This window comes from Candidatus Bathyarchaeia archaeon (assembly GCA_038873195.1).
Taxonomy (GTDB): Archaea; Thermoproteota; Bathyarchaeia; order Bathyarchaeales; family Bathycorpusculaceae; genus DSLH01.
In genome coordinates this window covers 56,907-72,742 of record JAVZEV010000001.1, presented here as the reverse complement: position 1 = coordinate 72,742, position 15,836 = coordinate 56,907, and the positions used below count along the sequence as shown (strand labels likewise).

Here is a 15,836-nt window from a genome sequence, read left to right as displayed (position 1 = left end):
GATTGTTTCAGTTCTTTTTTCTATTTCAAAACGCAGAAAATCCGCGTGACGCTTGCGCTTTTAATCTTCCCACGCTTTTCAACTTTCTTATGTCTAAACCCATACCATAAAACAACCATACTTAAAGAAACAAAAACACATCCCACAGGCAAAAACAGAATACCAGGATATTCAACACCGCGAATATACCCCCGAAGAGTTAACTTACGAGGCGGACGCTCACTAGGATAGAAATTCTCTTTAATGGACGCTTCATCAACAACAACCGTAAAATTACCACTCACCTTCACGTCTCCAATAAACAAAACACCAGCAACCTCATCAGTAGTATAAAAAGAACTAAACTCCAAACACGTCGTGTTCACTTCGACAATGCTAAAGTTGACCGGAGACAGAATAATCGAAGGAAGAAGACCTGATTGAACATAAGTAACAGTATAAATGGAGGAAAGATTTGCCATTCCATAATCAGGAGTTAAAACACTCATGTTAATAACAACTGGATACTCTTCCTCCGACGGAACAAGAAAACTCCATTGAGAATCAGGAAAAATCATGAAAGCCAATGACTCTCCCACATCCAAAGTACCGGAAACACTCCATGTGCCAGCTCGGTCAAAACTCTTGACGAGATTAAATTTTGTAACTGTTTGAAAAGCAATAACAATCGAAGACAAACCAAGAAGAAGAAGCAAAAGAGTCACAGCCAGCGTTTCAGTCTTTTTCAAACCAAACACCCAACACTATAGTAAACCTACACATTCAAACACTTAATCTTTATTCCCATGATAAGCAAAATGCAAAACATAAACAAAACCGTCAAAACAGAAAACTCAGTAACAACCCATGTTCCATTTATCTGAATTTTGCTAGACGTAGATTGCACATAACTATAATACAAATATGTAAAATATTCGTCTTCATACGGATACAAATAGGGCACGTTTTCCCCATCGCACAAAACACTCCAGTCACCCAGAGAACCAGAAGACAGCAATTCTTTGGGAATTACCACTCTACAAGAACCACTACTTCCTGCAACGCCATTTAGAATCAAAACTAACGATTTTTCAGAGACATTGAGATTGTAGGAATTTAAAGTTGCATTCGAAGAAATATACACTTCAAAACTCTTATCCTCAACATCCACATCAAACATCAAGAAAGGATGTGCCAATGGATATCTATCCAACGGGTCATCAAATGATGGATATGCCTCATCAAAAATGCCATCACTTCCAATCAAATTCTGCTCGACCCCATGATTAAAATCCACAGCAAAGTGATTGCTCCAATAATTACCACCTAACGGATATCCACCATCAAAGAAGCTCGTCGCAGCAAAGACTGTTAGATTCGTGCTCACAAAATTATTATGAAATACTTTAGTATACTGAGAATTAGAATCGGCAATGTAAATAACCATAGAGACATTTTCAAAGGTATTACCAACAATAGTGCTGTTACAACTTGAATCTCGAATAAAAACGCCACGATTACATTCCATAAAATGATTATTTAAAATCTGAGAAAAATTCGATCTTACAAGCTGAAGCCCATGCAAAACATTCTTGACTATCAAATTATCTACCGTCACGTTCATAACATTGTACAGATAAACAGCAGAAGCAACCTCCCCAGTCAGAATCGTGTTTTGTAATGTCAAATTCTCTATCACAGCATTATGAGCATTGATCTTAAATATAAAATCGCTTGTTCCACCACCATTAACTATAACTCCCTCACGGTCCATCCCAATTATCTTTACTGTTCTATTCACCTCCATACGATATTCATTATATGTACCGGGCTCAACAATAATTGTATCACCATCCAAGGCATGAGCCAAAGCCTCAGTTATACTCGAGTAGTCACTTGGAACACGTATAACTACACCGCTTGCGAGAGAAAGCACATTCATATGCAAATTCCCAATACGCAACGACCCAAAATAGAACATACCCAAAAAAAAGACGACCAACGGAAGAATTTTCCAATTAATCATATCTTGAAACCTCACCAACATTATTTTGCATCTTTTAAGGTATACATCAAATATATAAAGTTGAACACGACTCTATTAAAAATACTGAAACATTTAAAACACAGGTTATCGTAATGCAAAAAAGCTGGACGGATAGAAACGTAAACTTAGAATTACTCGTTGACCAAATAGGCGAATTCTTTAAAGAAAAAGACTTTAACGCAGTAAAAGGCACAACAGATAAAGGCTATCAAATATTTGCAGATGACTCAAAGTACTATAAAATAGACGGATACGTTTCCGTAAGCATAGAAGGAAAACCAGAAAAATTCTCTATAACATTCGAATTATGCAAAGAAGAACATAAGAGAAAACTGCCTGCATCAATTATGCTAGTCACAATGTTTGGCGGCGGATATTTTCTTAGAAAACAATTAAAATCTGACGAAGAATGGCTTAAACTTAAACGCGATTTCTGGATTTACGTTGACAAAACAGTTTCAAACTTAACTAACACTATGCAAGACAGGTAAAAAATAGACCAACATTACAATAGCAACGATAACCCTTCTGAGAAACACTCAAGACAAAGAAAACATTCGCCGATTTAAGCAACCTTAATGCGCCATTCTTTTGCAATTATAACTCAAATGTCTACTTTTCATATTTAATTTTCATTGTGTATTAAAAAAAGAAAAAAGGGGAGTTGCGCTTTCTGTATTTAGTAGACTTTCCCAAAGTTTGTCACAACTTCAATTATGTCGCCCATTGAAACTCTTCCATCTAAAGTTATATCTGCGATTGGATTCCATCTTGGATGCCCAGGATAAGCGCCAAAAGCGTTTACAATTATCATCAGATCATCCATGTTGATTCTTCGGTCAAAGTTTACATCTGCAATGTGAACTGGCAGAATTTCGTAGTATCCATGTTGAACGCTGTGAGTAATTCGTTCTCCTTCACTACTCATTATTAAAGTGTCATCAAGTTTCAAATCGCAAGTGGACTTTGGCTTGTCTAGCCCTCTAGGCTGATACTTCGCTCGAAATGTTATAGTAGCTATTGTTCCTGTACCGCTAGGCCACTCCGTCCATTCACCTTCTTCTTGAGGTAGTAGAACGACACCTACAATTATATTGTCTCCATAGAAAGGATCTCCATATTCAACGTAGTAAAAGAATAGTGTTTCACCATGTTGTTTCATGAAAGGTCCTTCGATTACGCTTACGACTTCTAGTAATGTGCTATTGAACTGTAGCCTAAACTGAACACCCGCCGTTCTCCAACCTACACTTAGGTTGCTTAAGGTTACATTAATATTGAAAGTTTCGTTCAACCTAAGAGCTTGATAGCTGCTTGGTTCCACTCGCATTGTGGGTTGTGGAAGCGGCACGTAATACTCAAGCCATGGGTCGTACAGGACGTAGTCGCTTACGTTGTCTCCCAAACCGAAATGTGGACCATAAGGCTCACCCATGTACTCCCAGCTTGTTTCATGATAAGGACCTGTGGAGTCGCCCCACCAGTTGAAGCGTGCGTCAAGAACGCCTGTTCCGCCGTTCAAAATGCCGTATTCATCATTGCTTTGTATGTTATTGAGGTTAACGTAGACGCCAGCAACATCTACAGCTGATTCGACGTAGATGCCGTGTCCGAGATTATTGAAAATAGTATTGCCCTTAATAATTGCAGCAGTTATCGAGCTTACCAAACGGATGCCGTGCTGCCATCCAGAAACGATATTGTTCGTTATTGTGGCGGTTATTTCACCAGCAGGCTCGTATTCTGGAAAGTCCCCGATAAAAATGCCGTCAGCAGATGTTAGTCTGTCGCCTGAAAGCTGGTTATTTTCTATTTTTACAGTGATAAACGCATTTTCAGCCCAGCTTTGAACACCTGTTGCTGCGTTTTCATATCCTGACGTATCATGAACTCCGTTTATAGTATTGCTTGTAAAAGTCACCAGCCAAGTTCCTGCTTTAGTGTACTGTGCCCATATGCCTAATAGCCCGACGCTTCCACCGTTCACGATGTTTCCGTCTGCTGAACCGCTACTGTCTTGATAGATAATTCCAATTTGGCAGTTAGTTATGATGTTTTTAGTGGCTGAACCACTGCTATCCATAAACAGGATTCCAGCACCCCACCAAGTTTCGGGAGTGTAAATGTGGTCACTTATCCTATTACGGTTTATAGTTCCTTTCGCACCGTCCATAACAACAATGCCATTTTGGACTTCGTCTCCGGAAGGCAAAGGTCCTCGACCGGTAAAGTTGTTGTCATGAATGTTAATTGTGAGTTTGCTACCGTGGACATCGATGCCGTTTTTGTCGTAGTTTGTTAGCGTGGAGCCTTTTATTTCAACAGCGACGGTATTAGCTACCGCAGAAAGATAGATGCCGTAACCTCTTACTGCAGTACCCGCATCGGTAACGGTTATCCCTGTAATATTGACTGAGTCGATCAAACCGCCAGTTTCGCGATAAAAGATTCCAGCGACGAAATCTGCGCCTGTTGGTCGAGTAGTCACGCTTTCCCCGTCTATTTTCAGTTTTTTCACGATGACACCGCTTCCTGTGGCAACGTTTGCAACAATAATGCCGGCTACTTGTTTAGATGTGCCCCACCAATGCCCATCAAGCACTGTGGCAAGCTTCCCTGCGGAAGAAGGCTTTACAATCGTACTGTCGCCCATGCCTTGAAGAGTCAAACTCTTAGCAATTACTACTTGTTCATCGTATGTTCCAGAGTGGACTATCACGGTGTCTCCTGAACTTGCTTCACTGACAGCCTCTTGAATAGTACCCGTTGGGTTTACATGATAAGTTCTTGGAGTAGTTGCAAACGATGCTCCAAGCCATGGACTATATTTAACATTATCACCAATTTCGCCTCCAAGTCCAGACGGGTTTGTTGTGGAATGGTAAGGTCCGCTTGTGTCGCCCCACCAGTTGAAACGCGCATCAAATGTTGCATTGTCTGCATTGTAATTGGCGCCCCAGTTGAAGATGCCATATGGGTTGTTGTAAATATTGTTATAATGGGCATGAGATAACATGCCTTTTGTTATTTCAATTGCTTCGTAGTTGTTGTAAATTTCGTTGTTTTCTATGGTAACTGTGGAGGGCATCATGCTGCCTTGATTGTAATACATCCAAATATCAACAATTATTGCTGCGGATGACCAAAGCGGACTTGGATGAGTGTTGTTACAATCGTATATTTTATTTCTGACTATCTCAGCTACAGAGGGGCCGGTGTAGTCTTCGATCTCAATTCCATAGTTAACTTGATTGTCTAGACTGTAGACCTGTCCAATTATTTCGTTATCTTGTATTATAGAAGTAGCATTGTTTGAGTATATGCCAATTCTTCCAAAATTTCTGATTAAGCACTTCTCAATTGTTACAACAGAATTATCCCAGAAAGCCACCGCTGCTGAATACATATCGCCTATTGTGTTTGGAGACGCTATGCAGTTTCTGATCGATCCACTGGAATTTTCATATAATATTGCATAGCTTTTAGTACCAGAAGGTATGCCTAATCCTTGACCCTCTATATCTAAGCCTTCCAAAACAACATTTAAGGCGTTCTCAACAAATATTGTAGCTTGTCTGTTTCCATAATTAGTAGCACGCATTTGCGCGCCAGTGATGACTGGATTGCTTGCGGCTTTCAAAGTGAGGCTTTTGTTAATGTACAAGGCTTCATTGTATGTTCCATCATAGACAAAAATTGTCTGCCCCGTGCTTGCAGCGTCTATTGCTGCTTTAATTGTGTCGTAAAACAGTCCTTGATCTTCAATTTCAGTCGTCCACCAAATCCAGATGTCAAGCTTCACTGGAAAATCTCCACTAGAGACAACAATGTCTACATCAGATAGCTTACGGTCACCATTAACGTCTTTAAATATCACCACCAAAAACTCAACCTGATTGCTTACGTCTCTATTGAACCGAACTTTTCCATACTGTGTCATAAAAGCCCCGACAGGTAAAGTGACTCCTCCAACAGGACCAGTGATAACTTCCACTTGATAGTCCAAGTATGAAGAAACTTCAAGTGGCGGAGCAAGATACCATATCACACCATCAAGAGACCACCAGCCAGTGCCATCTCCTGGAGTAAGTGTCCCGCCTATCTCTTTAGCGAAGACGCCTAGAAGCAGTCCATTTAGCTCTTCGCTACCAACATTGGTTGCTGTGGCTTTATCTGTAAAATTTGACCCACTTTTGGCACCGATCATAGCGTTGATTTTGTTTTGTGTGTCATCTACCATCAGACTTGGTCCACTAGGGGTTGCTTCAGCAGATTTTGTCGTTAGCATAATCGGTATAGCGCTTAAAAGGAGTATCAGAAGCAACGCTACTACTGCTATTTGGTTTTTCATTTTCCTTTCTCCTATCCTTTTTAGCATAAACGCAAGTGTAACATAGCGTTTACGCAAAATATTTTTAAAACTCTCAGAAGTTTATAAGATTTGTGAAACTTTTTTCCATATTTCCTTCATCTAATGGATTTTTGTATTTTAGATGATACACATACATGAGCAAAATAAGCAAAATACAACATTCCAAAGTCTATAAATCATCAGCATTCCTAACTTCTCAACAATCTTTATACGCCTAAAAACTCAATAAGGGCTCATTAGTCAATATTTTGAGCACCCAATAATTTTAAAGAAAAAAGGGAAATTAACAGCTTCCAAAGTTCAAAAGGACCAGAACTATGTCACCCATAGTGATTCTTCCGTCTTGGTCAAGGTCTGCGTCGAAAAGCCATCTTAGATGTGCAGGATAAGAACCGAAAGAATCTACGATAAGCATTATGTCTTCCATAGAAACTTTTTCGTCGCCGTTAACATCGCCCATCATTTTAACCTTTACTGAGCCATAAACAAGAGTGTTATTGTCTACATCGATTTCTCCAGAAAGTGCACTGGCAACAGCTTTTATGGTGTAGTTGTGACAGTATGGCACATGTGTAGTATTCCAGCTGAAAATAAGCTGAGTGGACGCGTTAGGCTCCAAGTTATATACTGTTTCAGTTGATATGCTTACGCTATCATAGTATAATGTGACTGTGAAGTTTTCAGTTGCGTTTCCTAAATTCGCAACAGTCACAGTTATGTTAACAACCCATCCCTGATACACTTTGTTTGATGGAACTACTATGTCAATTATTGCTATATCGCGAATTACACCTGGCACAACAACAATTATTCCGTCATAATAGACATTGTCTTCTGGATCTTCATCGTACACAACACCTGTTGCCTCTGCTAGCAACATATAGTTTCTAGGCATAATATCTGAAGTGTTCCATAGGAAAGAAAGAATTATCCTTTCTCCTGGCTCTAAGCCATACATAGTAACGATTCCTATCACGTATTTTGGTGGTGGCGGAGCGGTAGGCAATGAATATTCAAAGTATCCAGATTTCATCTGCGGTGTTATTACTCCTAATGGATGTTGGTATAGAGATGTCCATTCAGGGTCAAAGGAGAGCCATGCATTTGCTATTGGATAGGTTTCGTTTACTTCTTTGATTATTTTGAATTGAATTTGGCTTAGCTGACCTGTTCCGTTGAAACTCCATTCTTCCCCTTCAGGCATGAGATAAGTACAACCCCATTTTAGAATTTTGTGAGTTGCATTGAAATAGTCGTCTGCAGGTGGTGGAGCGATTAAAGGCCAGCCCATCTCCTCTACAGGCTTAAAAACATGGTCAGAAGGACGCCAAGCAGAAACGTATTCGAGTATACTACTATCATAAATTATTCCTATCTGCCAGGCTTTTATACGTTCAACATCGTAAACAGTCACGTTGATAAAGAACATAGCGTCTACAGAAGTTTCATTTGAGTAAAATATGAAATCAGAAGTGCCAAGATATCTAGGTGGTCCAGCAGTCCATTCACTCGGATAGCCATCAGGGCCCGGATTAATTACTGAAATCGTTGGATAGCCAGAAAGAGTTGTGTGAGTAGTTGATGTTGAAAGTAATTGTTCAAGTGCGTATAGAGTTACTGTGAAATCTTCGGTGAAGTTCCCTTGATTTTCAACAACAACGTCAATGTTAACGCTCTCACCAGCCCTTACTTCATTAGCGAATGGCACAACATCTACAACAGCCACATCGTGTCTGCTTGGATAAGGCAAGAAAATTATTGTGTGTATAAAATCAAGATCTGTTACGTCTTCTGCAATTATGTGGCCTGCACCATTTGAAATGCCTATCGTGGCCGTGACAAGTCCATCGCATGATGCGTAGTTACACTGTATTATGCCTTCTCTGCTCAGTATTGCCTCAAAATTAGCAGTTGTGGTTGAGCCATAGGCGCGCACAAACCAGCGGATACCCACATGCGTGGAATTTTTCCATACACAAATGTCATAAGGATCATTCGTTATCCAGTCGTCCCATGCAACTGCTATTGCCAATTTGCGGCTCAGATCAGTTACACTGTTACTAGGACTAGCATCAGGACTAGTGAATGTTATCAGCCCGTTGCTCGAAATATAGATTGTTTTATAGTTCATTTCGTAGTATGGAAAGTTAAAAGGTAAAGTATACTGCCAGCTCATATCGTCTCCGTGCCATCCCATAGAACTGCCGCCGCCAACCCACTGATGTGAAATATAAGAGCGTCTATAGAAGAATACATGAGTCCATCGAGTTACAACATTGTTTGCTATATTCGTTTCTCCTGGTATAGGTGACGCATAAACTGTCACGTTATGATTTCCAGTTTCTGAAGGAGCCCACAGATAATTAATGGAATAAGAATTACCTACAGGCAACTCCTCAATTAGGGTAGTGTATACTACTGTGCCATTGATTAGCATGGAGAATTCTATGTTAATTTCGTTGTTTAGACCTCTGTTTTGAACGGTCGCATTAAGTAGTGTTGAATTACCAAGTTCAAGAAATGTGGGGGCTGTTAAGGAAACTTTTAAGTCGTGTTCTGAAGGCGTTAACCAACCTACAGAGTTAATTATCAACATGTCTCTTTCTGACTGCCAAAGGCAATAAATTGGAAAAGCGTAGTAAACAACCGAGCCATAACCTGTTTCTGTTCCATCGAATACTGTGACAGCTGTCCATAAAGTATCTGCGTATCTGATGACTTCAAATCCCCCGTTTGTCGGGAATACGCCATCATCGTATGGAGGGTCTTGAAGCCATGTGAAGGTCGTTGGCAATCCTTGTGTAACTGGATGAGTCGGGTCTGTGACAGTTAATCCGTACGCTCCGGTGTTATCGACTTGATAGATCGCATGAGCAACATTAACCATGAACCTATCCATGTAATGGTCATAACCTATGTCTTCACCCTCCAACAAAATGTTTCCACCCATTGCAAGATAAGCCTCTAGCGTTTCAGCATCCACTGAGTCAACCGCCCAACCCCAGTAGTCGCCACAAGTCCATATTACAAGTTTGAACTTCAGCAAAAATTCCAGTGGTGGACGTCCCATGCTGGATTCTTGCCATACGAAATACTCGTAGCCGTTGATCGTTAATGCGTATTCAAATTCCGGCAGACTTGTACCTCGTATCTTGTATGATGCGTCATCATCAGCAACGATTAGAATGTCAGGTAGAATCTTTACCTCAACAATTCTGCTTATTACATTGTTTTTTGTGAATTCTTCGCCAGGCACTGGACGCGCATATACGGTGATGTTGTACCCACCTTCAGCTGTTGGAATCCATGAATAACTAAACGTAAAAGATGTGCCAGTCGCAAGCTCAGGAATCAAAACAAAGTCGACAAGCGTGCCGTTTACGAATAGTTGCAATTCCACATTGATTTCGTTGTTAGCGCCACGATTTTGGACAGTTGCGTTCAGCAGAGTTGAGTCGCCAAGTTCAAGAACCTTTGGAACATCTAAGGATACAGCGAGGTCATGCTCGTAGCCTTTTGCTAAGTAAACGATAGCGTTTTCCCACAATTCGATAGCGTCAAGTTTTCCGTCACCATCCTGGTCGTAACGAAACTCGTCCAGTATATAAGTGAAAAGCACTGTTGGGTAAGTGTTCCCTACGACAATAGCTGCATAACTTCCTATAGGCGACATTGTGAAGCCAGCAATTGATGTGCCCGTGGTCGCTATTACGTGATCTCCATCGTCCGCATATCCTTCAATGTAAGAGGTGAGGTCGCCTACAGTGTTTGGAAAAGTAAAAATTGAATGCGAAGGATCCCACCGATATACAGATTCTGGTGACCACATGTCTGAAACCCATTGAACCCCAAGGGTATTCCACAAAGTCGTTGGCTCAGAGTTGGATCCGTCGATGTCGAAAGTGCTTAAGACTAAGAGCCCACCATTGCGTACATATTCTTCAATTTCTGTCCAATAAGAGCCTAATGCGTAGTAGTTGCAGTGGTCAACGATAACGAGATCCCAAGGTTGGCTCGTTAATGCAACGCCAAATCCCCAAGGATCATCAGCGTAGTGAGTATAATTGATTCCCAGGTTGTCGAGAGCAACAATCGCGTATCGCAAAGAAGGTGTAAAGTAATAGTCGTCTGTGTAGACAAGAACGTTTTTCACAGCAATGGATAATACTATTACTGATCTTTTGGCTAAGTTGTTTGTTGTAAGCTCTTCTCCAAGCACGGGTGGCGCGTAGGCTGTGATGTTGTACATGCCTTGTGTGGTTGGAGTCCATAGATAGCTTAGAGTGTAGGAAGAGCCAACAGGTAATTCGGGTATGGTTATGGAGTCAACTGATGCGCCATCGATAAATAGTTGTAGTTCGACATTTGTCTCGTTGTTCAGTCCTTTGTTGGAAACCGTTGCGTTTAGTAGCGTTGGCTCGTTTGGTTTAAGATGTTTTGGAGTTTCGAGAGAAACGGTAAGTTCGTGTTCTGGTTTTGGGTAACGTGACCATAATATCGCGTTGTAAAGTAGTTGCAAGTGATGACGATAATAGGCGGGTATGATTTCGAGCCAAGGAGAAATATAAACTAAACCTTTGTAGGTTACTATGGCACTTTCTTGATAATGCCCAAGAGCAAGATATTTACCTTCTATTAATTCGTTTGAGTCCCATCGCCCATCGGAAGGAATAGCTGTTCCAACATATGCAAAGACGAAGGGATTTGGAACGTTCTTGAAGAGTGGATGAGTGGTGTTTAACAAATGTAGCAAATCAGTTCCAGTTGCTGTCCATGATGTAGTTTCGTTTATTCCAATGAGTCTTGCCAGTTTGTTGTTATTTGGAACTGCGTAATAGAGTGTTCCAGCGGTGATGATTAACCCGTGGCCCTCATGAATGTACAGTGTTATTGCCTCGATTTCAGCGTCTGTAAATTGCCAGCCAGAATATGGATTATAAGCGCATGAAATGATTAGAACGTCTGCTTCTGTGGCTGCGATGTCCTCGTATGTTATTCCTTCTTTGTTTAGGGTTGTGTAGTCAACGTAAACCATTTTGTCGCCAAATAGGTACCATTCGCTGCTTAGTACTTGCCAATTGGTGATGATTTCTCCATATACATTACCGGCAGAATGTAATACGACAGCCTTGACCGGCGTTCCTACGTAGATGCTCTTTGAGAACATGTTGTTGTCTACGTTTGTTTCTCCTGGCACTGGTGTTATGTAGAGCGTAACATTGTATAATCCCTCAATAACCGGGCTCCATGTAAGAGTAATTGTTGTTGCGTTTCCAGAAGCCAAATAATCTATCATTGTTGAATTTACAAGGGTATCGTTTGCAAAAAGTTGCGCAATTACGTCTGTTTCGTTGTATTCTCCAAAATTAAGTATAGTTGCGTTTATGGTTTCTGAAGTTCCAGGCTTAACGTATGGTGGTGTTTGCCATGCATAGGCAATAAGTTCATGTTCTGGCGGGGTCTGCCCAACGGCTTTTCTTGCATTTATTCTACCATAACCATAATAAACGTCAAAGCCCGGGCTACCTAAGTCGTCAGCTGTATATCGTAGCCACAGTCTTAACCAGTCTCTCGACTTTTCAAGATGCAAACTCAATACTAAAGCGGCTAATCCGGACACGTGGGGGCATGCCATTGAAGTGCCGCTCATATAAGCGTAATTCATTGGAAAGCCATAGTTGTTCATGGTTACCCAGTAAGTGGGCATTGTTGAGTATATGTCGACGCCTGGCGCTGCTAGTTCAATCCAGTCGCCCCAGTTGGAGAAGTATGCTTTGTTGTCGTATTGGTCTGTTGCTGCTACAGCGATTACTTCGTCGTAGCCAGCAGGGTATGATTTCATGTTGGTGTTGTCGTTTCCTGCGGCGGCGACTATGAGGACTCCTGAATCATAGGCGTATTTGACTGCTGAGTGGACTAGTTCGCTGTCGCCATAACCGCCCAAGCTCATGCTGATTATGTCGGCTCCACTGTCAGTTGCGTGAATTATTCCGTTTGCAACCCAATCCCAGTAGCCGTAACCTCCACTGTCGAGAACTTTTTCTGACATTATGCGTACTTGCGCTAAACCCGCCACGCCAATGCTATTGTTCAGTACTGCTGCAACTATGCCTGCACAGTGAGTCCCGTGTCCAAAATCGTCCTTCGGGTCTGCATCCATGTTTACCCAGTCAAAGCCTAAAGGCGCGTAGTTTGCTACAAGGTCTGGATGTGTATAGTCAATGCCAGTGTCGACAATAGCTACGAGGACTTCTGAACTGCCGGTGGTGATGTTCCATGCCCAGTCTGCCTCTATTTTCTGTGGACCCCACTGATTTGTCCAGTATGGGTCGTTGGGAACCCATTGGGTTTGAACTTTCATGTTGGGTTCCACGTAGCTGGCTAGTTCCATGATTTTTGCGTCTTGGGCAAATGTTGCTACTGATGCGAAAGAGAGCTCAACAACAGCGGCTTTAACTCTTCCTCTTATTGAAATGGTGTTGACGATTTCTGCTTGATATTTTGCGGCTATTTCCGCTAATTCATTGAGACTTTCAGGGTTTTCATCTTCTAACCCAACTATTAGGCGAGTCTTATCGCCATTTGTGTAAGTGAAGTTTTTCCAAGCGTTTGTATCGTTAAAATTCCATCCATCTGTGGTTCCACGTGAAGCTTTGGAGTCTTTGCTTTTTTGGGTGTTTGAGTTAACGGTTTTCTCGTTAACTGTTTTTATAAAATCTTCATCAGAAAGGGTATTTTCGTTTTCTTTTGCCAAAGAAGGGTTTATGATTAATGTTGTTCCTAGTGTGCTTATTAGTAGTAAGGTTAACATTAGAAAAGTGATTATTTTCTTTTTCATTTTCCTTTCTCCTTTCAATTTCGCAACATAGAACCAACTAAACAGGGTTCTATGCCAAATTATATTTTAAGGTTTCCTTGCTTTAAAATCTTGCGAAAATCTCCAAATAACCTAAAAAATGTATCATTTAAAAATTGCATAAACTATCAGAATAACTCTTGCCTATTATTCTGTGATTGTTTTGAGTTGACTTTTATACATCTCAACAATCTCTTCAGTTGTGGTCGCATCTTCTGCTGCCTTGTCAAGTCTATAATTTCCCGTGAACCGCGGAAACCGTATTGCCAGCCCGCTTCCTTTTCTTATCGAGTCCATAGCACACGTGTGGATTGGACTAAGGGTTATTTCTGCGCCTAAAATTTCAATCACCACGACGGGCTCGAACCAAACATCAGCTTCAAGCAACGAATTGACTCTTGAATGTTTATGTTGCACAATGTGTTTTTGCATTGTTTTTGGCAGTTTTTCCAAATCTTCGTCTGTAAAGCCTGTCCCGCATTTTGTTACGGTTTCGAAAGTGTCGCTTTCGGGGTTGTAAGCTGCTAAGAGTAGGGCGCCGTAGGTTCCGGCGCGTTTTCCTCTGCCGTGGAATGCGCCGACGATGACTAGGTCGACGGTGTCTGTCATTTCGCTTTTGTAGTCGCGTTTGTATTTTATCCATAGCCATCCTCTTGCGCCGGCTTGATAAACGGAGTCTGCAGCGATGGATTTGCACATGAGTCCTTCGCAGCCGTTTTCGATGGCTTCTAGGAAGAATTTTTCTAGTTCTTTCACGTTGCTGGTGATTAGGCTTTTGGCTGTTTGTACTCTTTCGCTTTCTTGTATTGTTTCTTCGAGTGTTTTTCGGCGGATTGGGTAGGGTTCTAGTGTTAGGTCTTTGCCGTCAACGTAAAGCGCGTCGAACATGAAAAGCGAGACTGGGTAGGCTTCCATGGCTTTTTCGATTTCGTATTTGCGTCTGCGGTGCATTAGTTCTTGGAAGGGGCGCATTTCGCCTGTTTCGAGGTCTATAGCGACGCATTCAGCTTCGAGAATGGCGTCTTTTGCTTTTACGTGTTTTTTGATTAGTTCGACGGCATCTGGGTATTGGTTGGAGATATTTTCTAAGCGTCTGGAATAGAGGATAACTTGGTCGCCTTTTTTGTGGGCTTGAATTCTTTCGCCGTCATATTTGTATTCGGCTATGCATTTCCCGCCAAGTTTGTCCAGTATTTCTTCGGGCGAGGAGAGTCTTTCGGCCAGCATGGGTCGGATTGGCTCGAAAACTATGACTTGGAATTTTTTGATGCCTTCTAATCCTTTTTCGGCTGCGACTTGGGCGACTCTTCCGAGGTCTGAGGAAATGTTGTAGGCGCGTTCTATGTGTTCGCGGGTTTCTTTTCCGCCTCCGTAGGCTATTGCTAAAGCGTCGAGAACTGTCATGTCAGCTATGCCTAAGCGTAGGTTTCCCGTGACGGTGCGCATTATGTATTTTGCTTCTTTTGGAGTTGCGTCTGCCAGAAGCCCAGCCAAAAGAGACATTTTAGTATCAACAGCGCCTGAGCCAGAAGCCTTAGCCATTTTATCTAGTGTTTCGTAAACCCTTTGAACTGTTAAGGGCTGTTGGAAAAAGGTTACTTGCTTCTTTTTTGCAATAAGTTTCTGGGCGGTCTCGCCTATGTCTCCGCTTATTTTCAAGTCTTCTTCAATTTCGCTTTCGCTTCTTCCAGAAGCCCTTGCGAGAGCTTTTACTGCAAGCTTTTCTGCCACACCTATTTCGAGACCGACAAAGTCTGGGTATAATTTGCCTTGGGTTAGGTATACGACTTTGTCGATTATGCCTTTTGGCGTGTTTTTAAGAAGGTCAACTAGAAGGTCGGTCATTTCTAAGCGTTTAGTTGTAGCTTCGATTTTTTCGTAAGCATCAGCAATTACGGCATACCGCAATAATTAACCTCACAAACTAAAGTGTACATGCAGAGATATTAAAATTTCATTTTTGTTTAGAAAGTTTCGTAGTGGACTATTTGACTTATTGGTCTTCTGTTTCTCGGCGGAGGAGTTTCGGCTGGATAGCCAACGGGAATTATAGCTACTGGTCTTATTCCCTGCGGAGCCTTCAAAATTTCTTTTGCTTTTTCTTCTTTGAAAGCGCCAACCCAACACGTGCCCAGTCCAAGAGAATAAGCAGTTAAGTGAATGTTTTGGATAGCAGCCGCCGTGTCTTGTATGCAATATAGAGTTTTGCCGCGGACGCCGTAGCCCTGCATGGAACGATTCTCATTTGCACAAACAACAATCACAACGGGCGCTTCTTCAATAAACGATTGGTTAAGCGCAGCTTCAGCAAGCATTCTTTTGATTTCTGACTTGCGAACAACAACGAATTCCCACGGTTGAATGTTTCCAGCCGAAGGCGCCCAACGAGCCGCATCAATCAGCTTTTCAACAAGCTCGTCTGGCACGTTTCGACTTTCGAAAGCGCGAATGCTCCTTCTTCCCTTAATAGCCTCTAACACATCCATAATCTCACACACCACATTACTACACATAAAAGTTTACAACACAAAAACCTTAAGTCTTATCGCACCTTCACTTTCAGTTTGGATGATGAAGCAGAG

7 protein-coding genes are annotated in these 15,836 nt (G+C 41.7%); 1 reads left to right on the top strand and 6 read right to left on the bottom strand.

Features of this window, described 5'->3' with window-relative positions; translation table 11 throughout:
- Nucleotides 1-20: 20 nt before the first annotated feature.
- Nucleotides 21-728 carry a hypothetical protein gene (locus tag QXW63_00390; protein ID MEM3460359.1) on the bottom strand — a complete coding sequence of 236 codons (708 nt, stop codon included), beginning with the start codon at nt 726-728 and terminating at the stop codon, nt 21-23.
- Between the two features lie 26 nt (nt 729-754).
- A complete protein-coding gene (locus QXW63_00385) occupies nt 755-2,005 on the bottom strand; it encodes a NosD domain-containing protein (protein ID MEM3460358.1) in 1,251 nt (416 codons plus the stop codon).
- 113 nt (nt 2,006-2,118) lie between these two features.
- Between QXW63_00385 and QXW63_00380 the strand changes: the two genes are divergently transcribed.
- Nucleotides 2,119-2,517: a hypothetical protein gene (locus QXW63_00380; GenBank protein ID MEM3460357.1), complete on the top strand. Its 399-nt coding sequence runs from the start codon at nt 2,119-2,121 to the stop codon at nt 2,515-2,517.
- 188 nt (nt 2,518-2,705) lie between these two features.
- Here QXW63_00380 and QXW63_00375 read toward each other — a convergent pair whose 3' ends face one another.
- From QXW63_00375 to QXW63_00360, 4 genes are all read right to left on the bottom strand, one after another.
- Nucleotides 2,706-6,377, bottom strand: coding sequence for a right-handed parallel beta-helix repeat-containing protein (locus QXW63_00375; GenBank protein ID MEM3460356.1), 3,672 nt, complete (start codon nt 6,375-6,377; stop codon nt 2,706-2,708).
- A 304-nt stretch (nt 6,378-6,681) separates the two neighbouring features.
- A complete protein-coding gene (locus tag QXW63_00370; GenBank protein ID MEM3460355.1) occupies nt 6,682-13,236 on the bottom strand; it encodes a S8 family serine peptidase in 6,555 nt (2,184 codons plus the stop codon).
- A 165-nt stretch (nt 13,237-13,401) separates the two neighbouring features.
- On the bottom strand, nt 13,402-15,162 hold the full coding sequence (locus QXW63_00365) for an ATP-dependent DNA ligase (protein ID MEM3460354.1): 1,761 nt from the start codon (nt 15,160-15,162) through the stop codon (nt 13,402-13,404).
- Between the two features lie 56 nt (nt 15,163-15,218).
- On the bottom strand, nt 15,219-15,740 hold the full coding sequence (locus QXW63_00360; protein ID MEM3460353.1) for a nitroreductase family protein: 522 nt from the start codon (nt 15,738-15,740) through the stop codon (nt 15,219-15,221).
- Between the last annotated feature and the right edge of the window lie 96 nt (nt 15,741-15,836).